Origin of the sequence: Novipirellula methanifontis, assembly GCF_052161655.1 — a bacterium.
Taxonomy (GTDB): domain Bacteria; phylum Planctomycetota; class Planctomycetia; order Pirellulales; family Pirellulaceae; genus Novipirellula.
Map to the genome: position 1 here is coordinate 10,382,213 of NZ_CP197418.1, position 24,320 is coordinate 10,406,532.

16 protein-coding genes are annotated in these 24,320 nt (G+C 53.0%); 8 read left to right on the top strand and 8 right to left on the bottom strand.

Annotated elements, in window-relative coordinates:
- Positions 1 to 1,022: 1,022 nt before the first annotated feature.
- From SH528x_RS36965 to SH528x_RS36990, 6 genes are all read left to right on the top strand, one after another.
- On the top strand, positions 1,023 to 2,705 hold the full coding sequence (locus SH528x_RS36965; protein ID WP_442508423.1) for a recombinase family protein: 1,683 nt from the start codon (positions 1,023 to 1,025) through the stop codon (positions 2,703 to 2,705).
- A 505-nt stretch (positions 2,706 to 3,210) separates the two neighbouring features.
- Positions 3,211 to 4,485: an ATP-dependent nuclease gene (locus tag SH528x_RS36970; RefSeq protein WP_442508424.1), complete on the top strand. Its 1,275-nt coding sequence runs from the start codon at positions 3,211 to 3,213 to the stop codon at positions 4,483 to 4,485.
- Positions 4,454 to 5,206: an ATP-dependent endonuclease gene (locus SH528x_RS36975; RefSeq protein WP_442508425.1), complete on the top strand. Its 753-nt coding sequence runs from the start codon at positions 4,454 to 4,456 to the stop codon at positions 5,204 to 5,206. Before SH528x_RS36970 ends, SH528x_RS36975 begins: the two co-directional genes overlap by 32 nt.
- On the top strand, positions 5,203 to 6,966 hold the full coding sequence (locus tag SH528x_RS36980) for a UvrD-helicase domain-containing protein (RefSeq protein ID WP_442508426.1): 1,764 nt from the start codon (positions 5,203 to 5,205) through the stop codon (positions 6,964 to 6,966). The genes SH528x_RS36975 and SH528x_RS36980 overlap by 4 nt, the downstream gene beginning before the upstream one ends.
- Positions 6,967 to 8,411: 1,445 nt before the next feature.
- Complete coding sequence (locus tag SH528x_RS36985) at positions 8,412 to 8,741, top strand: VF530 family DNA-binding protein (protein ID WP_442508427.1); 330 nt, start codon at positions 8,412 to 8,414, stop codon at positions 8,739 to 8,741.
- Between the two features lie 205 nt (positions 8,742 to 8,946).
- Positions 8,947 to 9,672: an NYN domain-containing protein gene (locus SH528x_RS36990; RefSeq protein ID WP_442508428.1), complete on the top strand. Its 726-nt coding sequence runs from the start codon at positions 8,947 to 8,949 to the stop codon at positions 9,670 to 9,672.
- Between the two features lie 82 nt (positions 9,673 to 9,754).
- On the opposite strand, the gene SH528x_RS36995 is transcribed toward SH528x_RS36990, so the two are convergent.
- The 4 genes from SH528x_RS36995 to SH528x_RS37010 all read right to left on the bottom strand — a co-directional run bounded on the left by SH528x_RS36995 (position 9,755) and on the right by SH528x_RS37010 (position 14,406).
- On the bottom strand, positions 9,755 to 10,375 hold the full coding sequence (locus SH528x_RS36995; protein WP_442508429.1) for an SOUL family heme-binding protein: 621 nt from the start codon (positions 10,373 to 10,375) through the stop codon (positions 9,755 to 9,757).
- 92 nt (positions 10,376 to 10,467) lie between these two features.
- Positions 10,468 to 11,142, bottom strand: a complete 675-nt coding sequence (locus SH528x_RS37000; protein ID WP_442508430.1) for a hypothetical protein — start codon at positions 11,140 to 11,142, stop codon at positions 10,468 to 10,470.
- 51 nt (positions 11,143 to 11,193) lie between these two features.
- The gene (locus SH528x_RS37005) at positions 11,194 to 12,690 is read right to left on the bottom strand and encodes an outer membrane protein assembly factor BamB family protein (protein ID WP_442508431.1); all 1,497 of its coding nucleotides are present in this window, start codon (positions 12,688 to 12,690) and stop codon (positions 11,194 to 11,196) included.
- A 207-nt stretch (positions 12,691 to 12,897) separates the two neighbouring features.
- Positions 12,898 to 14,406: a sulfatase gene (locus SH528x_RS37010; RefSeq protein ID WP_442508432.1), complete on the bottom strand. Its 1,509-nt coding sequence runs from the start codon at positions 14,404 to 14,406 to the stop codon at positions 12,898 to 12,900.
- Positions 14,407 to 14,887: 481 nt separating this feature from the next.
- Here SH528x_RS37010 and SH528x_RS37015 point away from each other — a divergent pair, with 481 nt between their 5' ends.
- Entirely contained in the window at positions 14,888 to 15,439 is a 552-nt protein-coding gene (locus SH528x_RS37015) for an EF-hand domain-containing protein (protein WP_442508433.1), read from the top strand.
- Between the two features lie 188 nt (positions 15,440 to 15,627).
- Here the strand turns inward: SH528x_RS37015 and SH528x_RS37020 are convergent, their stop codons facing one another.
- Positions 15,628 to 17,592: a FecR domain-containing protein gene (locus SH528x_RS37020; RefSeq protein ID WP_442508434.1), complete on the bottom strand. Its 1,965-nt coding sequence runs from the start codon at positions 17,590 to 17,592 to the stop codon at positions 15,628 to 15,630.
- Positions 17,593 to 17,999: 407 nt separating this feature from the next.
- The gene (locus tag SH528x_RS37025; RefSeq protein ID WP_442508435.1) at positions 18,000 to 19,010 is read right to left on the bottom strand and encodes a zinc-dependent alcohol dehydrogenase family protein; all 1,011 of its coding nucleotides are present in this window, start codon (positions 19,008 to 19,010) and stop codon (positions 18,000 to 18,002) included.
- Between the two features lie 357 nt (positions 19,011 to 19,367).
- Between SH528x_RS37025 and SH528x_RS37030 the strand changes: the two genes are divergently transcribed.
- Positions 19,368 to 19,745, top strand: coding sequence for a GxxExxY protein (locus SH528x_RS37030; RefSeq protein WP_442508436.1), 378 nt, complete (start codon positions 19,368 to 19,370; stop codon positions 19,743 to 19,745).
- A 745-nt stretch (positions 19,746 to 20,490) separates the two neighbouring features.
- Here the strand turns inward: SH528x_RS37030 and SH528x_RS37035 are convergent.
- The gene (locus SH528x_RS37035; RefSeq protein WP_442508437.1) at positions 20,491 to 22,461 is read right to left on the bottom strand and encodes a glycoside hydrolase family 97 catalytic domain-containing protein; all 1,971 of its coding nucleotides are present in this window, start codon (positions 22,459 to 22,461) and stop codon (positions 20,491 to 20,493) included.
- 284 nt (positions 22,462 to 22,745) lie between these two features.
- Positions 22,746 to 24,287, bottom strand: coding sequence for an arylsulfatase (locus tag SH528x_RS37040; protein ID WP_442508438.1), 1,542 nt, complete (start codon positions 24,285 to 24,287; stop codon positions 22,746 to 22,748).
- Positions 24,288 to 24,320 lie beyond the last annotated feature (33 nt).

Below are 24,320 nucleotides of genomic sequence, written 5' to 3' on the forward strand. Positions count from 1 at the left end.
GGATTAAGAGTAAGATTACGATTAAGAATCTATCTGAAATTCGTAGCGGAAGTCGTCAAGACTTTCGACGGGCATCGACATGCTCCAAGACGATCAGGGCCGGTTCCCACGTTGTCTTTATCCGCGATTCCAGTCGCGGTAGCGACGACAGCAGTGAGCGTGATTGGCTGGCCTCACTACCGCGGTGCCCTCGTCTAACCAACTCTTAATCTTAATCATACTCATAATCTTCATCCCGTTTCCGCGAGCCTCGCTGGACCGGTAACAATCCAAGAAGATTAGGATTAAGAGTAAGATTACGATTAAGAATCGATCCGGAATTCGTAGCGGAAGTCGTCAAGACTTTCGACGGGCATCGACATGTCCCAAGTCCAGTAGGGCCGGTTCCCACATTGTCTTTATCCGCGATTCCAGTCGCGATAGCGACGACAGCAGTGAGCTGCGGGCGTCAGCCCGCAGAAACGTCTGCAAGTCACGAAGTGACAATAGGAAGTAGCCACGAACGTGAGTCCGTGGTTTGAGACAAAAAACGTTCTGGACAGTCGCAACGCGACGACAGGCATCGATCATGGGTGCGAGGGACAAACATTCCTCTGGTGCAAAACGAATCGTCCTGGTTCTCCTGCCGTCACTTCGCGACTTTGCGACGGATGTCTGCGTCTTTCTCCGGAATGACGTCCGGGGCTAATCCCTGACGTGACAACCGATGTTGTAAAAAGTGGTTGGTTCTTTCACGTTATCTGTTCCCGGGACGGGATAAATACGATGACCTCGCGAAAGTGCTAGCTTTCTAGACGTGCCGGGATTCCCTCGTTTTTGTGGAGTTTCGATGCCATGGATGGGCCTGTTCACATCGGCGGTCGGTCGCTGACGATCGATTTTGAGGTCGATCGCCACTCTCAACACCGCCTTCAGGCAGCTTACCGACTTATCGAGCCGCCCCCTGGCCCGATCGATAGTACTGTACAAACTGCCCCGCAACCCCGGCGGGATGAGTCCACACTCACACTGGAGATTCATGGATGAACCTTCCTAAAACCGTTGCACTCTATGCTCGTGTCAGTTCTCAGAAGCAGGCCGAGGAACAAACCATTGACTCGCAACTGGAAGCTATTCGAAACCGCATTGCGAACGACCAATTTCATATCGAACCCGATTTCGAATTTTGCGACAACGGATACTCAGGGGCCCAACTCGTTCGCCCGGCACTAGAGCGACTTCGCGATCTTTTGGCAACATCCTCCATCGACCGACTTTACGTGCACTCCCCTGATCGACTCAGTCGCAAAATGGCGCATCAAGCGATTCTGCTCGAAGAGTTGCACAAATATGATTGCGAGATTGTCTTCCTCAACCAGGAGGGAATTGCCAATAGCCCCGAGTCAAATCTGCTGATCCAAATGCAAGGGATGATCGCAGAGTACGAACGCGAGAAAATTCTTGAGAGAACCCGGCGTGGACGAAAGTATTCAGCTGCCAAAGGAAATGTGAGCGTCTTTGGGCGTGCACCGTATGGCTATCGTTACATCAATAAAGCTCAAGGCGATGGAAGCGCCCGTTGGGAAATCGATCCGCTGCAAAGCGAACACGTGAAACTTATTTTTCATTGGGTCGCAGAGGGTGGCTGTTCGCTTTCGGAGGTTGCTCGCCGCCTAGCAGCGCAATCTGTCGTCACTGCGAAAGGAAAAGCTGAATGGGACAGATCGACGATTCGTGGTATCCTTCTCAATCCAGCTTACTACGGCCAGGCCGCTTACGGAAAAGAGCGTTTAATGCCGCGGAAACCAGGGAAAAGATCGAAGCGAGGTGCCCCAGTCGTGCCCCGCCAAGCGAAGGTAGCCAAAGCAACGGAACCATCCGAACAGATTGTCATTTCGGTTCCAGCGATCATCGACCAAGCATTGTTCCAGAGAGCCCGAGAAATTATGGATGATAATCGAAAGAGGCAACGTGAGCGCCAGAGCGGCGGCAAATACTTATTATCGGGACTGGTTCTTTGTGGAGTTTGTGGGTCCGCGTATTGTTCACGACGTAGCGGCGGCAGTAAGTACTTTTACTATCGTTGCATCGGCACTGACCGGCACCGCCATGAGGGTAAAGAAATATGCGATAACGCGTCGGTCAAGGGCGACGAAATCGAATCACTGGTGTGGTCAGAAGTCTGCAAGCTGTTGCGAGATCCCGACCGCCTTCGAGTGGAACTAGAGCGTCGTCGCGGTGAACCCGGCGCTGACGCAGAGCAACTTCAGCGAATGGAGAAGACGGTCTCCGAACTACGTGGTCGACTGGATCGCTTGATCGATGGCTACGAGACTGGGCTATTGGAGCGTCGTGAATTTGAGCAGCGGATTGGTCCATTGCGAGAGCGCCACGATCGCGAGAAAGCGGCTTTAGCAAGTCTTCGCGGGCGTGCGTCCACAGAAATCGACATGGCATCCGCAAGCGAGGTGTTAGCCTCGCTAAGCGACTCAGTAGGGGAACAGCTTGCTGATGCGGCCTTTTCTCTTCGGCGTGACCTGGTAAAGCTCTTGATCGAAAGAATTGAGATCCATCGTGAGGAAGTTCGACTAGTGTACAAGGTACCCCCAAACCCTTTTGTCCAAGGCCCCGATAATAACCGGGGCTTTTTACAACATTGGTTGTCGCGTGCTGACGTCGCGTTGCGACTGGGTGACTGCAAGTCACGAAGTGACGACAGGAAGTAGGCACGGACGTGAGTCCGTGGTTAGGGAAAAAAACATTCTGGGCAGTCGCAACGCGACGACAGGTGTCGATTACGGGTGGCACAAAACCCCGCCTCAACGACTGGCAACCCAATCTGGGCAACGGTTTTCTGGCAAAATGCGACGCCCTGGACAGATGCTGTCCAAGCTGCTCCCCCGCTAGCAATTGAGTTGTTATACTCCGGCTCATGCGAATTTTGATTCGCATCGCGGTTTATCAAGCGAATTGGTGAGTCACGACGTACGCCTCCGTTTTGGTCGTTGTCGGCGTTGGATATTGCTTCGACCTGTACGCCGGCTTCACCAGCAGCGGCAAGTACTACGTACCGTTTCCCGAACCACGTTCGTTTCGGGTTCCGCTAGCTCGGTTACCCGCGTCAACGAATCCGACATCGCCGAACTCCCCGCCGCTGTTTGCAACGTCCGCCAACTCTAATTCGGCCGAATCACCTTATATCAATAGCTGGTCCAAACGGAGTCAATAAGAATGTACATCGCTTGCGTTCAGATTAAGAATTACAGGTGCTTCAACGATTCGACAATTGAGTTTCAAGAGGGTTTGAACGTTATTATCGGTGAAAACAATGGTGGCAAAACAACACTATTGAAGGCTCTAGCACTCATCTTTAATCGCAGGGGCACGAGTCGTCCAACAGTACATGACTTCAATCGGCTCATTGAGCCATCGAAAACGCCTCCCATGATCGAGGTTGCGGTGACACTTCGTTCATCTGGGAATGCTGACTCTGAGTCTGATCGTGGTTTGGTGGCCACTTGGTTGACGAAACTCGATGCGCCATGGGAAGCCACTCTAACTTTTTCGTTTTCGTTGCCGGCGAAACATCATCCAGAGTTCGAACAACACGCCGGTAAAAAACCAACGCACGATTCATTCTTTGATGCAATCGACGAGCTGACACCGAAGTATGTATCCCGGATATATGCCGGAAACCATTTAACGCAAGTCGCTGTCGATCGTGAACTACTCGCCAAGTTCGACTGCCAGTTTCTCGATGCTCTTCGTAATGTTGAATCCGAAATGTTTTCGGGGAGCAGCCCTCTATTCAACGCAATGCTACGTAAAGTGCTTGATTCGGAAAGCGACCCAGAAGAGATTCTCAAGTTGAAAAAGAAATTTCGAAATAGTTCACGGATTCTTCGCGATGGTCTGGTCAATCGCATTGATACCAAAAACCTTTTTGACTTGGTATCACAAACGGGTGCGAGCGACGGAGGTCAACCCGTACTCAATGGAGGCCTTCAGGAATCCGATATCATCTCAACTCTTCGACTATTCATTGCCAACGAGAAGTTCAGCTTTCCAGCGACTCACCAAGGGATGGGATACAACAACTTGATTTACATCTCGCTAATGATTGCAAGCATGTCGGTCAGTGCATCTGAGCGGCATGGTGAAAATGCGGCAATCTTTCCGATGCTGATGGTGGAGGAGCCAGAGGCTCACCTGCACCCAGCACTGCAACACAAGCTTCTGTCGCACATCGTGAGTCGCATTGGCGATGATCCAAATTCGAGCCGACAAATTTTCGTGACGTCGCACTCGACGCACGTGACATCTGCCGTCGGACTAGACCCCATCATCTGTCTTTCGGTAAATGCATCCGGCAAAATTGACGTGTCGTACCCGGCAAAGCTCTTTCCAGATTGCGAAGAGGGCAAGAAATCCAAAAGCTATGTAACCAGATATCTTGATGCGACCAAGTCCAACGATGCTGTTTGCAAAGGGGGTTGTCTTCGTTGAGGGCATTGCTGAGCAACTCATCATCCCAGCGATCGCAGAGCGGAATCAATTGCCATTTGACCAAGCACATGTTGCTGTTGTGCGTGTTGACGGTCTGACATTCAGGCATTTCCTTCCACTATTTGGGATTGGATCCAGCGTTACGCATAAAGATCAGTACCTTAAACGTCGGGTCGTTTGCATTGTTGACGGCGATCCGTGCAGAAAAGAGAAGAAAAAAAATTCGCGTTGGAAGGCGTGCTATCCGTTTCAGCTTGATACGAAGAAATCAATGTACGAGTATCGTCATCAATCACCAACGGCATCGTCGCTGTTGACATCGACAGACAGGCATCCGTACGTGCGAGTCTTTGTTGCTGAAAAGACTCTGGAATACGATTTGGCGTTGACAAACAGTTATCGAAAGCAATTTATTTCCGAGTCAATGAAAAATCGGAGCGCTCTGATCGAGTTTACTGATGACCAGACAAAAAAGATTGATTCGATTAAACACTTGCTTGATGCAGATCAACTTGACGACTTAGAAACTGTCTTGGACCAAGCTGAAAGGCTTCGCCTGACTTATGCAACGGCATACTTGAAGTTTGCTGCCGACTGCAAAGGTGAGCATGCATTCGCCATTGAACAGATTATCCGCAGCTCTGACCAAGACTTTGACTGCCCACCTTACATCAAAGATGCAATTGAATGGGCGACCGCAACAGGAGTCGCCCAAACATGAAGTCCACAGAGATTGAGTCTGATGAATCGTTGCTTGAAATCGAACACCATTTTCGAGTTACCGCCGGACCTGGTTCCGGGAAGACTCATTGGTTAACGAATCATATCCGTGACGTCACAAGACGTTCAGATCGCTTGACCTCCGTATCAAAAATTGCAGTAATCTCGCATACCAATGTTGCCGTCCGAGAACTGTTGAGCAGGCTAGGAAATACGTCAGGAAGCACGGAGATCTCGACAATCCATTCGTTTCTCTATCGAAACTTGGTTCGACCGTATTTGCATTTGATGCCGGCCCTTCTCAATAACACACCAATCATGCACCAAGATGTCACCGGCCATGACGAACATCTTCCTCATACGAACAAGGTGCATGATTGGCTAGCGGCTAACAATAAGAGGCAACTGACAATTTCGGAACGAAAGTCGGCATACAATGAACTGCTGAAGTGTCTTCGGTCGGTTTCCACACAGATCGACAGTACGGGCCAGGCTGAGTTCACCGTCGGGAAAGCCCCCTTTTCGAATGAAGTCAAGGAATTGCTGACCCCTAGCAGGCTGCTTCAGTACAAAGCCTTGTATTGGAAGTCGGGTCAAATTAGCCACGAAGATGTGATTTTCTTTTCACATCATCTACTTCGAGCGAATCCAGAACTTGCTGGCTTCTTAGCCGCGAGGTTCCCCTATCTATTCATTGACGAGTACCAGGACACGACGTCGATACCAGCCGCCGTAGTTTCCTGGATGGCGGATGCGGGAACGGTCGTCGGAGTCATCGGCGATCCGGCCCAGTCGATCTTTGGTTTTGCGGGAGCGTCGAGGACGCATTTCCAAGACTTCTCGCTTCCTGGTCAACGCGATTACTCAATTCTTGGAAATCGTCGCAGCACGTCGTCGCTTGTCTCTGTCCTTAACAGAGTCCGGTCCGATGGATTGCTGCAGCAGTACAGGCGAACGAAGCCTGGCCCCAAGCCGATCTTCTTATCTGGTGACCTCAGCGCCGCGATTTATCAAGCAAAATGTCATTTTGGTGTCGACGATTCTCTCTTGTGTTTGGCACGCAGCCATACGGATGTAGCGTCAATTCGTTTGGCAATGGGAGACGCAAAAACGAACCCCTGGAAACGTCTAAATGCTTCAGAGTTCGACCGTCCCAGGTTTCTTTCTGTACTCGCGGAGTCCATTTCGCTTTCAGAACAGGACATGTTTGATTTGGCAGTCCGCCGGGTTGTTGCGGTTTCGTCAAGCAGTCGGAAGATGCGAAAACCCTTTGGGGGCGATGCGGAAGTTTCTAAATTGTTCAGAAACGGTTTTGGAATGTCCTTGCTGGAGTTTGCGATTAATCGGCGTTCAGCAGTTTCCGATGAATCTTGTCTTTCGCTCTTCAACGCACTTCGTGAATTCGTCTTGGGTAGGTATCCTTCAATCACACTCGCCAAGCCAAATAAGAGTGGGGGATTTTACCAGGCCGCTGACAAGATACTTTTTCGTGATCTCTTGTCTACGGTGCGAACAACAGAGGAAACTCGACGGACGCGAACCATTCATCAGGCGAAAGGAACTGAGTCGAAAGCGTGCTTTGTCTTGCTCCGCGAAGCTGCTATCGAACATCTTCTTAATCCCTCACCTGACAATGAAGAGCATCGAATCACTTACGTGGCGCTAAGCCGAGCATGTGATTGCCTCGCCGTCTATTGCGAATCAATTGGCAAAGTAGAGCAATTGCGATCCCTCGGATTCGACGTGCTCGCGTCAAAATAAACCCTGGTGTGACGTAGATTTCCGCAAGATAGAAAAAATAGAGTTGAGAAAATATAAGGCTCCGGAAGCTGTTCCTTCGATTATGGAAGTGGTCTGGTCATGGACAACTTTTGATGATTGGGCGCAACCTCAGGCGGCTCCGTTTGCATATCGGATATAGGAGCTAACACCGACGAAGTTTCACCCCACACCTTGCTGTCGCCCCTACCGGGGCTAATGGTTGTTGGGTGGACTGCGTTCCCACGGCTTACGCCATGGGCTACATGCTGCCGTCCCTGCCGGGACTCATTGAATTGGGCTTCGCCCCGGACTCGCGTTCAGAGCGGTTGTCTGTCGTTGCGTTGCGATTGGCGATGATCGTTGATTTTCCCCATCTTCTTGTCGTCATCTTCCTGTCCGCTCTCTTCACAAGGTGTGGTGAGGAAACGCGGTTGTCGCAGCGTTGGCGGTAGCCCATCGTGGCATCTGTTGAACAATTGCACCGTTCGCTGTCGCCCCTACCGGGGCTAATGGCTGTTAGGTGGAATCGCTCCCACGGCTTACGCCGTGGGCTACATGCTGCCGTCCCTACCGGGACTCATTGTTTGGTGCCGGAGGCACCTTGGGGGATAGCCTTGGACTTTAGTCCTAGGTTTCGGTGCCTCGGTAGGTATCAAGTCGCGGAGCGACATTTTGTCACGAACGATCGAAACACACATCGTCCCGCTGGGACGCGGTTGATGTGGACAAACATTCCTCGGACTAAAGTCCGAGGCTATCGCAAATAGTCGCTCCGCGACAGTTGGGTGAATTGCGTTCCCACGATTCATTGTTGTCTGCGAACCGATGATTGCCGAACATACGCTCGACGATGTTGCGGGAATGGATGGAACACCAAGGGTTGCGTCGAGTGATGTGCTGGAAATGGTTGGCCCGCGAATGACGCGAATCGACGCGAATGTTTTTATCGTCTGGCTTGAATTCGCGTTCATTCGCGCCATTCGCGGGCCAACTGTCTTCGGATTCTCCGGGGACTGTTCGCGCAGGTTGAGAGAGACGGCTTCGTCGACGTCCGGCTAGGCTTTCGATCTGCGTAAAAGAGCGAATAAAGGGACGCGGGGTCATTCGAACGTGCCTGCCATTGCGTCAATCTGCGGTCTCCTATTTTGGGGGATCGCTGTTTTTTGGTGGACGACACCCATTTTTTAACCCTTTTATTTTCTAACCTTCTCATCCAATGCCCCGCATCTCCTCCTCCGATACCGTCAGTCCCGTCGAGATCGTGAGCCTTAGATATCACCTAACGAAGATAAAGGAGAGGTTAAAAAATGGGAGGTTAGAAAATTTGAGAAGGCAAAAGTTCGCTGTGGGAACTACCGGGACTGTCATCAGAGGTGTGAGACAAAACAGTTTGCTGACCTTCAGAATGCATCGCACCGATTTGCCTTTCACGCTAAACTGGTGCCATGAATCCAAGCCAGCCCAATCGTTCGCTCCCGCAGCCCAACAATCCCCTTCACGGGGTCACGCTTGAGTCGATACTGAATTATCTGGTTATGGAGTACGGCTGGGAGGGACTCGGACAGCGAATCAGGATACGCTGCTTCACCGACAATCCGAGCATCAAGAGCAGTTTAAAATTCCTGCGAAAGACCGATTGGGCCCGAGCCAAGGTGGAAGGACTCTACTTGGACTCGATCCGTTACGATGATCGACATCGCAATCAACGTTCCGATCAGGATGAGAACCAACGTGTCACCCCCAGCGTCTGGGATCAAGCACGCCGCAAGTCGTAGGTTGGCGTTCGCAACACGAGCAAATCAGGCGGTCGACAGTGCAAACCGCGTGTTAAACCTTTGGGCGATTGGCGAGGCTATAATCGACCGGTGGGTGGCAGCGAACTCGCTTGTCACAGCGGCGATGCTTCATTACTTGAATCGGCCTACGCATTCCTCTCTACACCATTCCCTTGCTCATCGTTCTCTTGAGTGACCGACATTCATGACTGACAAAGACCTCAACGACAGCATCGCGCTACTGATTGATGCAGACAACGCGCCTGCCGCAAAGATCGACTTCATCATTTCCGAACTGGCTACCTACGGCATCGTCAATATCCGAAAAGCCTATGGAAACTGGACCAAGCGGCCGCTTGATGGTTGGATCAAGGTGCTGCATGAATACGCGATCGCACCGAAGCAATGTTTCGACTTGATCAAAGGCAAAAACGCTGCCGACATGGCGCTATTGATCGATGCCATGGACATCCTCTACACCAAGCAGGTCAATACGTTTGGTCTGGTTTCGTCTGACTGCGACTTCACCCCGCTGGTTCTCCGGCTACGTGAGGACGGTAAGCAAGTCATCGGATTCGGTCGACAAACATCGCCGGAAGCCTTCGTGCTGGCGTGCAGCCATTTCATCTATCTGGACGAAGACGACAACAGCAAGACGAAGCAGAAGAAAAAGGAACATTCGGTCTCCTCGCTAAAACAGAATGTCAAACTGATGAACACGCTTCGATCGGCAGTAAAGGACGCAGCCGACGAAGATGGTTGGGCATCGCTTGGCCAAGTGGGATCCTACATTTCCAACCAAGGACCGTTCAATCACCGCACCTATGGTTTTCCCAAACTCAGTGACATGTTTGAGGCGATCGATCTGTTCGACATCAAAAAAAGCAAACAAGCAGGCCGAGCATCCGTTCGTGTCAGGCTCCGGAAATGAACGCCCTTGATGCACACCCCCTGTGAACCAGCGTTGGCAAAGCAAACGCGGCCACGGCGGCCAAAACTCTTGACGAGTTTCGCTACGACTTGTCCGAAGGAACCTCACATTTCAAACGAATCAGAACTTCGTTTCGTCGCAGCGGGCCGGGAGTGAACGGCGGATCGTAGCCTGCGGTTTCAGCCGCTTGCTCGGCAACCAATCCCTTCTGCTCGATCCACTCTCTTAACTTCGCTTCGGACTCGCTTGCCGTCTCGGCATTCATAATTCCTGAGAACCGAATCACCGCAAAACGGCCGCCTTTGCGTTCGCGGATTTTGACGTCCTTGGATACCGGCTCAGGAGCCCCTTCGGAAGCGACCTGCTTGGGAATCACAAACCCCATTTGTCCTTTGGTTTCCTCCTCGCCCGCTTCCATAAAAACCGGCGTGGTCATCTCAATTTTTTGCTTGGCTTCGTTTCCGCCGCTGATGTAGCCAAACAGTCGCATAAAGCTGCCGTCACGACCTTGGGATTTGAACCCCATCTCGGTCGCGGCCAATTTCAGATCAGGATAATCACGGATCTCAAACGAGCCGTCCGACTCTACGACTGTGTATTCGGCAGACTCGTATCCTGCGAACGCCTTCATGTTCCAAGCGAAGATACCCACAACTACGATCAGAATGATCAAGGTGATATTGCCCATTTTTCTTCTCGTCATCAAACAAATCTCGGTGCAAGGGTGGGGAGGAGTTGACCACCGAGACTATAGATAGACGGCAAGCCATGCCAATCGACCGTAGCGACAACCCACTATTTGACTTGACGCCACACCTTGATGTCATCCAGCTCGACACCGTCACCCTGGCAGCGAAAGACAAGCGTCGGTTTCGTGACGCCAAACGTAGGATGGTTTGCTTTGAGCGATTGGTTGCCGTCGATCGTCGCGGTCACGTACGTTTCCCAGGTGGTCAATCGCAGCGTATACCAGCGGCCTTTTTCGAATGACATCGACTCATTTGCAAGCACCTCGTTGGGATCCTCTTTGGGATTTTTCTTGTCGACGTGCTTCATTATTTTCCACGCACTCGGGGTGACAATCACAGAAAAAAGGTGCCCCTTTTTATCCAGCTCACTAGGTGCCGGATCAAATCCAAGATGAAACCCTTTCGCATCATCGACCATGCGGAAACGCAATTGGTAAACCGCGTTGTTGGTTTCGACGGGGAACCGGGCTGCCGCCGCGTGCTTGTCCGACGCCACTTCGCTTACTTTGAGCACTCCATCCTTGACCGCCCAGGTTCCCGTATTGATGTGCCATTTACTATCAAGCATGTCCGAATCAAACGTTTGATCGACAACAAGCTCGCTATTGGCGGGAGCCCCGTTATTAGCAGCCCCATTCCCAGAAGCATTGTCTTTGGCAACTAAGACGCTGAACGAGATTAGTGAGACACAACACGCAGTCAGTAGGATTCGATAATTCATAACAGTTCAAGTTGGGGTGAGGCCATTGATGGAGAGGACGCGAACGTTGGGTCATTTTACTGGTGTGTCTAGACCGATGCAGATCAACTCGCGGATCGTGTGCGCGAAAATGCGGTCTTTGGCAAACGACAAACTCGCTCGTGTGTAAGACTCGCCCGCAGGACCGAGGTCGTTGATCGCGATCACTGCCGACTCATCCAACTTGGCCGCATTCCAATCAATCACATAGACAGTGCCGTTCATCACGGGCACGTACAGATACGGGCCCGCCACGGACGGCGTGGGCGCGGCGATGTGCCCCCAGCCATTACCGGTCGAGCGTTTGTCGCCCATCACCACAAAGCCGCGAGAGTTCTTGACTTCGTTGGCAGCGATCGCTTGATCTTTTAGCTGTGGTTCTTTCTTGTTCTTTGGCGGTTGGAACCAACAGTAGCTGTCGGGTTTGCCCGGCCCACGTGAAAGCTGGAGTGGCAATTCCAGGTACTCGACGGCTCCCGTTTCGACCTGGACACGACCGAGGTACGGTTGCGTGTAGCTGCGAAAATAATGATAGGGACCCATCAGCAGATTGGAGGTCTGTGTGATCATCCGCGAGGATTTTCCGGGAATCGTCTCCGTCTGAGTCACTCGAGTGCCGTCGTCCCATTTCCTGACCGAGACGTCCTTCAAAATGGAATTGCGACGAACGATATGGCCGCTATGTGCATCGATCGTCAGATGCTCGTCCTCGTGGAACAGGTGGACCTCGTCATCACGCACACGGAAGCTCTGAGTGGCCATGAATGCCGGGAGTTCGAACGACCAAAGTGTCCGTCCATCACGAAGGTCCACGAGCGAAACACCGTCGGGTTTTTCTGGAGGTCCATGACCTCCGCCGCGTCCGACCACGGCGACATCACGGCCATCGTTTAGTTTCTGTGGCAAGACGGCACAGCCCATGTTGACGCCACACTCGCTAGTCCAAACGACTTCACCAGTAGCGATGTCCAGCGACTGCAGTTGCGTCCACATCGGCAGCGGTGAATCTGCATACTGGTGTCCGAAATTACCATCGGGTTCGGGCGGGTAGACTTGGCGAGTGAAGACAAATTGACCATCGCGGTGGAAGGGCAGCGTGCGGCTGACGCTAAGAATTTCTTTGGACCAAAGCGGCTTTCCCGACCGATCAAAACAGGCGATTTTTCCCGAAGCATTGATAAACACGACACGCTCGCCATCACATACAGCTGGCGGCGAGGTGCTGTCGCCGAAACAGCCGGACAGTCGCAATGGGTACTCCGCAGCAATGTCGCGTTTCCACAGAACATCGCCGCTCTTGGCGTCACAACACCAAGCGACGATGTCACTGCCGAGCTGCGAATCGCCGTCAACGGGTTTCATCGTCGAAAAGTAGACTTGATCGCCATCAACAACCGGCGTGTTTTGCCCTGTCTCGGGAAGCGTGATTTTCCACGCGATGTTTTCATCCCGAGCGACGCTCCACTGAGTCGGCGCCGTGTCGCTGGTGATCGGCCAATCCGCAGCGAACGAGTGACTTGCCAGAGACACAAAAAGGAGGGGTATCCAAGGTGACGGTTTCATATGCTTGATTTGGTTTTGAAGAGCGTTGGATGATCCAGCCCCGGCCGAAACTCTTGGCGAGTTTCGCTACCGGGCTGTGAATTTATTAAAGTCGCCTTTCGCTCCACGAAAGTACGCTCAGTAAACGCTACTTTTGCGGAGCAAAAGGCGACTTTCCTTTACGGAAAAATGCAGTTACTTGTTTCTGTCGAGGTACGTTGTCAGGATTCGATTGAGCGAATCTTTCCGGCCGACATGCTGCTTGTCGTCGGCAAGATTGTGCCATTCGTGGGGATCATTGCGGTGATCGTACAGTTCTTGCGAACCGTCGGCGTAACGAATCATTCGCCAGTGATCGCTGCGAAGCGACACGTTACCGGGATCGAACATCGTCACCACCACGCGTTCGCTGCGTTGCGCAGGATCGTGTAACAGCGGTACAAGCGATTGGCCATCAAGTCCCTCCGGCGGCGTGACGCCACACAACTGCGTCAATGTCGGGTACAGATCGATCAGTCCGACGGGTTGATCACACCGCGATCCGGCAGCGGCGAAACGGTCGGATTGATTTTTGGGTGGCACAATGATCAGGGGCACGCGAGTGGATCGTTCCCACCCCGTCCATTTACCCCAGTGTTGTTTCTCGCCCAGATGCCAGCCATGGTCGGACCACAACACGATGACGGTATTGTCGGCACAGGGAGCCGTATCCAATGCGTCAAGTAAGCGACCAATCTCGTAATCCACATACGTGATACACGCCAAATATGCTTCGACCGCAGCCTGCCACTGATCGTGTTTCAGCACGGCCCCGTGGCTGCCTGCGGTGATCGGTTCTATCGCCCACCGACGCGCGACATCACTTAGATCGTCAAGGTCATCGTCGATCACATCAGGCAGCTCAGCGGGCTCGTTTTGAAAGCGATCAAAGAACCGTTTCGGTGCCCACAGCGGGATGTGCGGCCGGTAATAGCCCACGCCGAGAAAGAAGGGTTGGTCGCCACGTTGTTCCATCTTTGTCATTGCCCAATCGGTGATTTGTGTGTCACCAAATTCCGAATCGGGAACATCGAACGGGCCCCAGTCGAATGACTCGCCATCTTTCTTCTCGGGTGCTCGATCCGAAGGCATTCGGTTCAGCGGTAGCAGGATCGATCGACCGCGAGCGTCATGGACGATGTGACGAGGATCGTCGGTTGCTTTGCTGGGCAGTTCTTTGGCAGTGTACTCGACGGATTTTTTCGTCAGCGGACTCCAACGTTGTTCGACTTGAAAGTATTCGTCGAATGCTTTGCTTCCACCCGAATGCAGCAGCTTGCCCGTCCCCAGTGTGCGATAGCCTGATTTGGCAAACGCCATCGGCAGAAGAGGTACGCTGAGCTGCGTTGGATTCAGTCGCTTGCTGTCGTTGGACCAGACAGTGGTGACATCCGGCATCTGTCCACTGAAGATCGCAGCTCGCGACGGATTGCAGGCTGGCGCGGCACAATGCGCGTTGGTGAACAAGACGCCTCTTGCCGCTAGCCGATCGATGTTTGGCGTCAGAGCTTGCGGGTGTCCTTTTAGGCAACCGATCCAGTCATTCAGATCATCGACGGCAATGAACAGCACGTTGGGACGCTCCGCCGAATCGGATGCGGTGGTCGCGATTAGTGGTAATGCAATGAGTGCTATCGTCACTAAAAATTGTCGGCCAAAACTCATGCGTCCATGATCCTATTTCAAGCGTTAGGAAGCAGATAGATTCGTCGAAATCACAATGTCCTGCGGCAATATGATAGTTGCGTTCACCCGTAAAGTGTGGCGTCCGCCGGGCACGCCGCCTCAGGATTAGCGTTTACACGCCGAGAGAGAGTGCTGATTTAGTTAGCCGTTTTGGCCAACGCTGTGAAGCATTTAGAGGCGGCAGATTACGGCATTTGCGTTTCGTAGCTACGCTCGCCAGAGCGTGGATTGTTGGCGTCCACATCGAATTACCACCTTCTGGCGAAGGTAGCTACAGAAAATGCTTCGCAGCGTTCGTCAAAACGGTTTAACACAAGAACGGTGATGTCGTACTACTTCAGCAGTCTCCGAGAGAGGCCGCAATCTGATTTCGGGAATTTCTTGGCACCTGGGGGCGACCGACCACGCATTGGTTAGCAGACCACCTTTACCATCGCCGCTTCTCTCGGAATCACGAACCATGTATCGCCTGCTCCCGCAACTCGCAATTTTTGCTCTGATCGCTTGGTCAAACGTCGCCAACGCACAACCTCCAGGGCGTGGTGGCCCGCCGGGATTTGGGGGTCCCGGTGGGTCACCGATCGAGATGATGAGCCAGATGTTTGATCAGGCCGATGCAAACCGTGATGGCTGTTTGACCAAACAAGAATTGTATCTGGCAATGCAAACCCAGCGTGGTAGCAATCAGCGAGGTCGCGGTGGCCCGCCGCCACAAAACGATGGATTCGGTGGCCCCGCCGGTGGCGAAATGAATCGTCAACAACCCGCTGGTGAGCACACCGGTCCGCCACCTCGTCCTGGCCAGGTGCTTCCCGATTTCATCATCGAATCGCTGAGCTTAACCGATAGGCAAACTCGCCAGTTGACGGCATTGCAAGACGATGTCAACAAGCGGCTGGCGGGCATTTTGACGGACGAACAAGAGCAGCAGCTGCAAAACCCACCACCACCGAGACAAGGTGGCCATGGTGCCGAAGACAATGAGCGGGGTCGCCCGCAACGGCCCGAGTAAACGCATTTTGAAGTTGCGTTATTGTGTTTGCGGGCGAGTTGTAGGCCGGATCAAGGACGCAGGATCATGCCGGATCGGCGCAAACGGCAGCCTTTTCGAATGAGCCTCGGACCGATATGAAATTCTCAATTGCGTCCGCCGATCCGGCATTTACGCCGTTTGCTTGATCCGGCCTACTAAAAAGAGCGTCAGCGAGGGACCGAATCAAGTGTTTCCGAGTTAACGGCGTCGATCTGATACTTGTTCATCAGCGAGGTCATTGCAATGTCAAAGGCGTCGCGGTCCAGCATGTGATCGTAGACCACAATCTCCGCGACACTGCCTTGGAAAAAGAAACGAGAGCAATCTTTTTGCGAACCGATGACGTGGATCGACTCACCCGCCAGACTGCCCAGTGGCTCGCCGGTGCCTTTGATCATGCCGTTTTGGAACAGTTCAAATGTTCCGGACTGGTGGCTGTAGCGAACGCCGCACACGATCAGATGTTCGGTGGAAGGCAGTTGTTCGGTGACCGGCGAGTCAATGCCGACTTCGACTTTTCGAAACGGGGGAACTTCCGCTCGATTGAACTTGCTCGAGAAGGCTCGATACCTGGGATGCATGTTCTCTCGTGCGAGATGCAGCTTCACCCTGTTCGTAGTGTTCATGGCCAGAAACGGACCGTAGGGTGCAACGCCCGAGAAACGACAAACCACCAAGGCAGACAAATCATCGCCCGTCTCAATCGGCGTGGTGACAAGGTGCTCTTTGCGATCCAGTCCGCTAAATGCGATAGCGGGATGATTGCCGGCTAAATCGGGCTGCCACATCGGACGATGTGCTGCATCGACTTGCCACGCTGCAGAGGTTGAACCGGAGGCTCGATCCAAAGACTGGACAGGGGCAAGATTTTGCCAGGAAACCACGCGTGAATCTGCATCCAATTGAACGCCCTGGCTTGCTTCGAACCACATGATCAAACGATCCGCTTGTGGCAAGTCGGTGATTCGATCGCGATTTGCATCGAAGGAGGAACCTTTCTTCGCAACACGGATAAAGTCTTGCGGGCGAGATGCGATGGTTTGTGTTGGCGGCGAGTTCGCCTCGCCCGATGTTGGTTGAGCGTTCACACGCATCGCCATCGATTCGGTCAATCGACGTCCTGAGTTGGCTGCATCCGTGGACGTCGCTCCGGTCGCTGTGTCTTTTATCGCCGGTTCCTTCGTCGCCGCGTTTGTCGCGGCGTTTGCTGTTTCCCCAGAACGAATGTCGGTCATGTCCGAAACATCGGGTACGACCTGCACCTCACCGTCAAACACGTGAGTTTCAGTGTCACCGTCGTCGCTGACGCTGACTCCGAATTCGGTGCCGTAATCGATCACTCGACTGGTGGGCGTCCCTATTTCGAAACCAATCGCCGCGTCGGGTACCGTGGCCGTCAATCTGCCATTGTGAAGAAAGCCACGGTTTGCCGTTACGATCTCGAGTTCTGCGGGTCCTTCGAGCGTCACCCGCGCGCCACTGTTGAATTCAATCACCGCCAAGCCTTCGCTGACGGAAACGGTTTGCCCCGATTCAAATGCGAACGGATTGGTCAAATTCCATTTCTCGTTTTGCATGACGCAGTCAATTCGCTGCACCACGCGAGCGACCGTCGCGTCCACGCGAGTGACCGCTTCGACGTTTAGATCCGAGTCGGTCTGTGCCGTCGGCGTCCCCCAAGATTGAACGAACGACAGCGAAAATGCGGTTAGCAAAACTGCGACCACAGCGACGCTGGCGTAGCGGAAAAAGTGATCGGCCCACCGGTTCGAAAACAGAGTGACGTTGGCTGAATCATTCTGCGTCAGCTTCGCCGCAGCGGTGACGGCTCGCCCCATATCGTTTTGAGGCGAGTCCGACGAGGCAAAGGCCGCCATGGCGACAGAATCGCTTGCTGAATCTTGCATCGCATTGACGAAGTCTCGCTGGTCATGATCACTGATCGAAACCCCATCCCAATGCAAACAGGCGTGTAGATGCGTGTATTGAAGGTAGGCACGACGGATCCCCTGATCACTGCGAACGAGTTGGTCGAGACGTTCCGCATCCTGCTGCGAAAGTCCGCCTTCGATCGCCTTCTCGAACATGGCGAAGACTTCGTTTGAGACCATTTTCTTGTCGTTGGGTTTCATCGTTCAGATTGCAATCAAAAAGCTAAGTTCGACTTTTGTACTTTTCTGGCGAGTCGAGTAGAGCCGGTTCCTAGCGGCCGTCCTAAACGCGTCCATGGAGTCGGCCGGTAGGAACCGGCCCTACAAAGACAGACACGATGGTTCGCTACTCTCTATAGGTATCCGCTCGCCTGTTTTGGACGTTTGGCGAGACAATTTGTCTCTATTTTGGACACTTTTCGGTAATCGCCAACAAAAAAACGCTCGTTCCCAGGCTCCTGCCTGGCAATGCACTGCTTTCGAGGCTCCCTCCTCGTCTTTTCCCGCCTCGTCATGTCTCGCTCGGCAGGCGGGAGCCTGCAATTCATTGGGTTCCCAGACAGGAGCCTCGGAACCAGTCGTGGCATCCACCAAGAAGTGTCCTGCCGCTACGAAACCACCAAGACGTTGGCACCCTTGATTTGTCCGCGCCGAAGGTTGCGGAGCGCCTCGTTGGCTTGCTCGAGTGGATACAGCGTTACCTCAGGCAGCAGCGGAATCTCGGCGGCGAGCGGCAAGAACTCGGCGATATCACGGTGCGTCAAATTTGCTACCGATTTGATTTCGCGTTCCATCCACAGATGTTCGTGATAGCTCAATTTCAGCAATTCGTTTTTGTCCGCGTCTTCTTTGCGAATCGCGTTAATCACCAAGCGCCCCCCAGGGCGAAGTTTCTTCATCGATTCCACGACCGGCTTCCAAGCAGGCGTCGTATCGATGATCGCTTGCAGCGGTTCGGGCGGCACCGCATCAATGTCGCCCGCCCAATCCGCGGACAATTCGCAGGCGAACTGCTGGACCGATTCGTCTCGCGTGAAAACATAGACGGGCGAGTTCGGAAACAAATGTTTTGCTGTTGGCAGCACGAGATGCCCCGAACCTCCGAATCCCATCAAGCCCAGCGGCTCGCCATCACGAAGCCCCGTTAATCGCAGGGCGCGGTATCCGATGGCACCGGCACACATCAACGGTGCGGCCTGCGTATCGCTAAGGTTGTCGGGGATCGCCACCGCATAATCCTCCGGTACGGTCATGAATTCTGCATAGCCACCGTTGACGTCACAACCGGTTGCCGCGAACTGGGGCGATAGATTCTCGTCCGCTGTGCCACTGGAATGATGAATCCATCCCACACCGACGCGGTCGCCGATCGCGAAGCGGGTGACGATCGCACCTCGCTCGACCACGCGGCCCACGACTTCGTGCCCTGGCACGACTGGCAGCCGAGGCGGTGTCAGTCGGCCTTCGATTTCATCAAGTTCGGTATGACAAACGCCACATGCCGCGACCCGAATCAACAGCTCATTCTCCGCCGGCTCGGGCGTTGCCATCTCGACGCATCGCAAGGGATCCGGTCTCTCGCTAAGCGGAGCCGTTTGCGACAATACCATCGCTTTCATCACATTTCCCCATGCGGATTATCAGTACCGATTTGTCACACAAAATCAGTCGCAAAATTTGGTGCAAACGTAATACCATTGGTTCTGCGAAGCGGAACTCGCCAAGAGTCTTGGCGACTTTCGCTACGACAGCATGCACTGTGGGACCGAGCTTGCAAAGGATTGCGTTCGGCATCGAACACCCGACATAAACACAACAAGCGAACAAACGATTCGAGTGATCCCTAGCAGATTATTCCGGTAAAATGAGCCAACCCGCTCAAGAAACTCTGCCACGAATCACACGAATTTTCGCGAATAGAGAACCACTCTCTCAAATCGTGAGATTCGTGGCAGACACTCTCAAAAAGGTGACCAATGACAGACATCATTTACAAGGACGAAAGCTACCGGATCATCGGAGCATGCATGGAAGTCTATAATGAAATGGGATGCGGATTCCTCGAAGCGGTATACCAAGAATGCCTCGAATATGAGTTTGTCGATCGTCAGATCCCGTTCGTGCCACAACAGCAATTGAAACTCAAATTCAAAAAAAGGACGCTGAAGTCGGTCTACATCCCCGACTTCGTGTGTGCTGAGAAGATTATCGTAGAGATAAAAGGAGCAAGCGAGCTTAGCGATAAATTCCGAGCTCAAATGATCAACTATTTGAAGGCGACCGGATTGAAACTCGGGCTCCTTGTGAACTTCGGGAAACACAGGCAACTTCAATATGAACGAATCGTGTTCTAGTCCTCAAAAATTGTTCGCCACGAATTTGCGTTAATAACGCAACGGCTCTTCGATTCGTCTTGATTCGTGCAATCCGTGGCAAAATATCCAGGTTGAGAGAACCATCGCCGGCAAGAAAAGTTCGCCACGAATCTCACGCATTTGCACGAATAAGACCCAGCTCTCCCAATTCGTCTTGAGTCGTGAAATCCGTGGCAAAATATCCAGGTTGAGAAAACCATCGCCCTCAAGAAAAGTCCGCCACGAATCTCACGAATTTGCACGAATAAACAACGGCTCTTCAATTCGTGTTAATTCGTGCAATCCGTGGCAAAATATTCAGCTTGAGAAAGCCACCACCCTCAAGAAAAGTTCGCCACGAATCTCACAAATTTGCACGAACAAACAACGGCTCTTCAATTCGTGTTAATTCGTGCAATCCGTGGCAAAATATTCAGCTTGAGAGAACCATCGCCCTCTAGAAAAGTTTGCCACGAATCTCACAAATTTGCACGAATAAGATCTGGATCCGCCGCTTCGTGGTGATTCGTGGCAGAATACAATTCACATGATTTTGATAGCGATTGCACTGAACATTGTCCAAATCATCACTGTTTGCCCCAATCGACGAACAATGGATACGTGGAGGTCTGTATCCGATTTACGATACGCAAATCACTTAAGCTCAGGACCTCTTTACGATAGCCAAAGCAAACTTCGTCGAAGAAATGGTCGAAACGTTGGCAGAGGTTTCCCGGCCAAATTCTTAATTCGATTGTTTGATCAGCTGCACGACGAGGCCGCCGCCTTTGGCAAGCGGGACTTTGATTTTCTTAGAACGATCCACCGAACTGCGATCGACTTTAAATGGCACTGCAGTGGTCCACTGTTTTCGTTTGGCCTTGATGTTCACTCCGACGCTGGCGAGTTCGACCGGCTCTGCCTCTAAGTCGTCGCTGACGATTACCGCTTCGTATGTACCTGCGGGTAGGAAACCCAAATCGAGTTCATAGTCGCGAGCTCCGGCACCATTCAAAACGCCGACAAACCACTCGTCGCCGCTGCGACGGGCAATCGCCGCGACGTCACCGATCCGGCTGTGGGGAAGCACGATCGTTTCATCCCAGACCGTGGGAATGGACTGCATGACGGGAAAACCCTGCTTCAAAATCGGAGCCTTCATCATTGCATCAGGATGTTCCGCATAGACTTGCAGCGGAGAGACAAAGGCAACCAAAGTGGCTAGCTGATGCGCCCATGTTGTCGGCCCGGGACTGGTATACAGAATCGGCGTGTAATCCCCATGTCCCACAACGAAGCGGGTAAACGGCAACGCGGCATTATGTGACGCGGGTAAGGGACCTTCCTTGTGCTTATTGACCTCGATCCCCCGGATGCCTTCGCGTGTCAGTTCGTTGGGGTAGGTGCGTTCTTCCCCCGTGGACGCATGGCAACCGTGGAAATTGATTAACAGCTTCCGCTGGGCAGCATTCCGCAGGACCGCAATTTCAAAATCGATCTTCTCTTTTGCCTCGCTGTCCATGAAGTCGATCTTCAATCCGACTGCCCCTACGGCGGTCACCCGATCAAAGTAGTCCCGCAGCTGCTGATAGTCATTCGACGGATCATGAATGTCGTGCGAGTGCACCCACAACCAGACGCCGACGCCCTTGCTGCGACCATGATCGCACAACGAGCGGACCGTTTCCCAAGGCGAGTCCCATTCTTTCCATCCGTCGTCGACCATCGAATACTCAAAGCCCATTTCGGCGGCAAGATCGATGAATGTTCGCTGCGTCTCGGGCGTATCCAGCCCCAGCGTTTCCCAGCTCCAAACGCTGCGTCCTGGTTTGATGTATCGAGTATCCGCGAAGAGCTCGGGATCAGGAGTCGGATTCAAATTCGTGATCAAATCGCTGTTGACCAATCCGTTTAAATCATCAGCCAGCATGGTGACATGCCAAGGAGAAATGATCGTGCCGTGGACATCAAAGCCCTCATCGCCCTCGGTAAAGTTCGCCACCACGGTGCGATCGCCAGTCGCCTTCAAACGCATGCCGCTGTAGTTGTAGAGCGCCGCCTTGGTGACTGCGGCATATCCGAGATCGCCCGGTAACTGAAACACCAACGGCGTGCCTTGGATCGGGCCGACGTTTGCCGGAGTTGCGGTTTCAAGATGGTTGATATCAGTAGACATCCATTCGCCAGCGTACGATTTCAGTTTCCAACCCTTTGCCAGACGCTCGAAGTACCAGACCTTGGCCCCGTCCATCATCTTCCAGCTGGAAGTTTCACCATCGACATGCTGAGTCGTTTTGCTGGGCTGGGCTTCCGCTGGCACGACATAGCGGTAGGCGACGCCGTCATCGTAAACTCGAAACTCTAGCGAGTATTTGCGACCACTCGCTTTGTGGTGTACCGGGAATTTTGAAACCTTGTAATGGTTCCGTGCCTGCGTGTGATTGCCGCGAGTGACGTAGGTCTCGTCGACCACGCTCGTGTCGGGGTCACCAAGCATCACGCCGTTTCCGAGTTCGAGCCCGTCCACCGTGATACCAAGCACAGATGGCTCGACGACCTCTTGGTTTTTGAACTGCACGCGATATCGCAGGTCACCGCTTTGAGTCAAGAAAACGGAGGCCGCAACCTTCCCATCGGGGCTGGTCATATACTCGTCGGCACGACAATCAACGAGGGCAAAACAAGCCAAGATCAGAGGGAGGGCGAATCGTTTCATATCAAGCAGGATCTTAGAATGAGTGGTCGATCGTGTGATCCGTGGGCCGTGAGGCACCGGGCAACGTGCGAGAACGGACGAAAGTCTTGACGGCCTGTTGATTTAGTTAGCCGCTTGGGCGCTAGCCCCGGTTTCCTCACCACAGACCCGGGGCTAGCGCCCAAACGGCTAACATCAATTTTCGAAGATCGATTAAATCAACATGCCGTTGGCGACTTTCGCTACGGAGGGACATGGGCTGCCGAAAGTCTTGACGACTTTCGCTACGGGAAATGCGACTTTTGTTACGGGGTGAGCTCGGGACGCTGTGAGTTGATTTCTTGTTTCAGGATCGCTTTTAATTGCTCGACCTTTTCCGGATATTGGGCGGCAAGATCATTGCGTTCTTCGTTGTCATGCAGGATGTCGTATAGCTGAAACAGCCCCTTCTTCCTGTCAGACTGCACCAGCTTCATGCCGTCTCCGGCAATCAAGGCACTACTGCCCATTTGGGTAAAGCTGTTGTTGACGATGACATAATCATGCGTCTGAGTCTGCGGCTGGCCTAGCAACGTCGGCAGGTAGGAAATACCGTCTTTCCCAGCCGGTTTCTTAACGGCAACTACATCAGCCAGCGTCACCAGGAAGTCGTAGTGCGCGGTGAGCAAATCGGTTTCGGTTCCCGCTGCGATCTTTTCTGGCCAACGCACGATCATTGGGCACTGCATGCCGCCTTGGTAACCGCTGCGTTTCAGTCCGGCCCGCCCCCCAGCACCATTAAATATGTCGCCATGTTCGGACGTTCGCCATTTTTTATCCGTCAGATTGGCTGGTTCCCCGTTGGGCAACCGTTGCTGTTTGTAATCGGGTTTCGGGCCGTAATAAAGTTCGTGACCGTTATCCGAGGTGAAACACACGATGGTGTTTTCATCGAGCCCCAATCGTTTCAGTTCGGTCATGATCAACCCGACATGATCGTCGAGCATCTTGACCATCGACGCGTACTTCTTTTCGGCAAGCGACATCGTCGGATGATCGGCAAAGTCGGGGTGTAATTCGGGGATCGCGACCGGACCGTGCGGAAGTTGGGTGGGATGATACAAGAAGAAGCGTTCCTCTTGATGATCTCGTAGATACTTCAAAATGCCTTTGATGAATACATTTTGCGAATAGGTTTCTCCGCCATAACCGACCGGTTCATCCCCCTGCTCACTTGTTTTGCCACAATCGGCTCGCGTGTTGCCGGGCAATTCAAATCGCTCGCCATTTCGCCACAGATAAGGCGGATAGAAACCGTGACATCGCTGGTGGTCATAGTAGCCTTCGTAGAAATCCCATCCGAAGCGTTTAACACGCTCGTGCCACGTCAGAAACCCACGATCTAACTTGCCGAACTGTGCGGTCTTGTAACCAGCTTGCTGGGCGATCTGCGCGAGAAACATTTCGTTCTCGGCGATGGGATTCGCGTTTGCTTTCAGTGCAGCCAATCGCTTTTGATATTCTGCTTCAGTGATTGCGCCAGCGTCTCGCCAGATCGGAAGACCCGCGCGAGTTTGTGCCCAACCCCCGACGCGACCGTCGTGCATACCTGACAGCAGCGTCCAACGCGCCGGAGCGCAATAGACACCGCCGTAATAGTTGTTGAACTTCATTCCCTCGGCTGCCAATCGATCGATGTTCGGCGTTTTGACAACTTGCTGGCCATAGCAGCCGAGCATGCCCGGTCCGAGATCATCGGCGAAAATCAGGATCACATTCGGTGAATCTGTCGTAGCCGCGAACGTTACCGTCGAGAGCGTCAGCAGAGAAAGCAGCACGGCAGAGCCGAGGTGGATTAGTCGGTTCATCACATCAATGAGGTTGAAGAGATAGAGGATTCG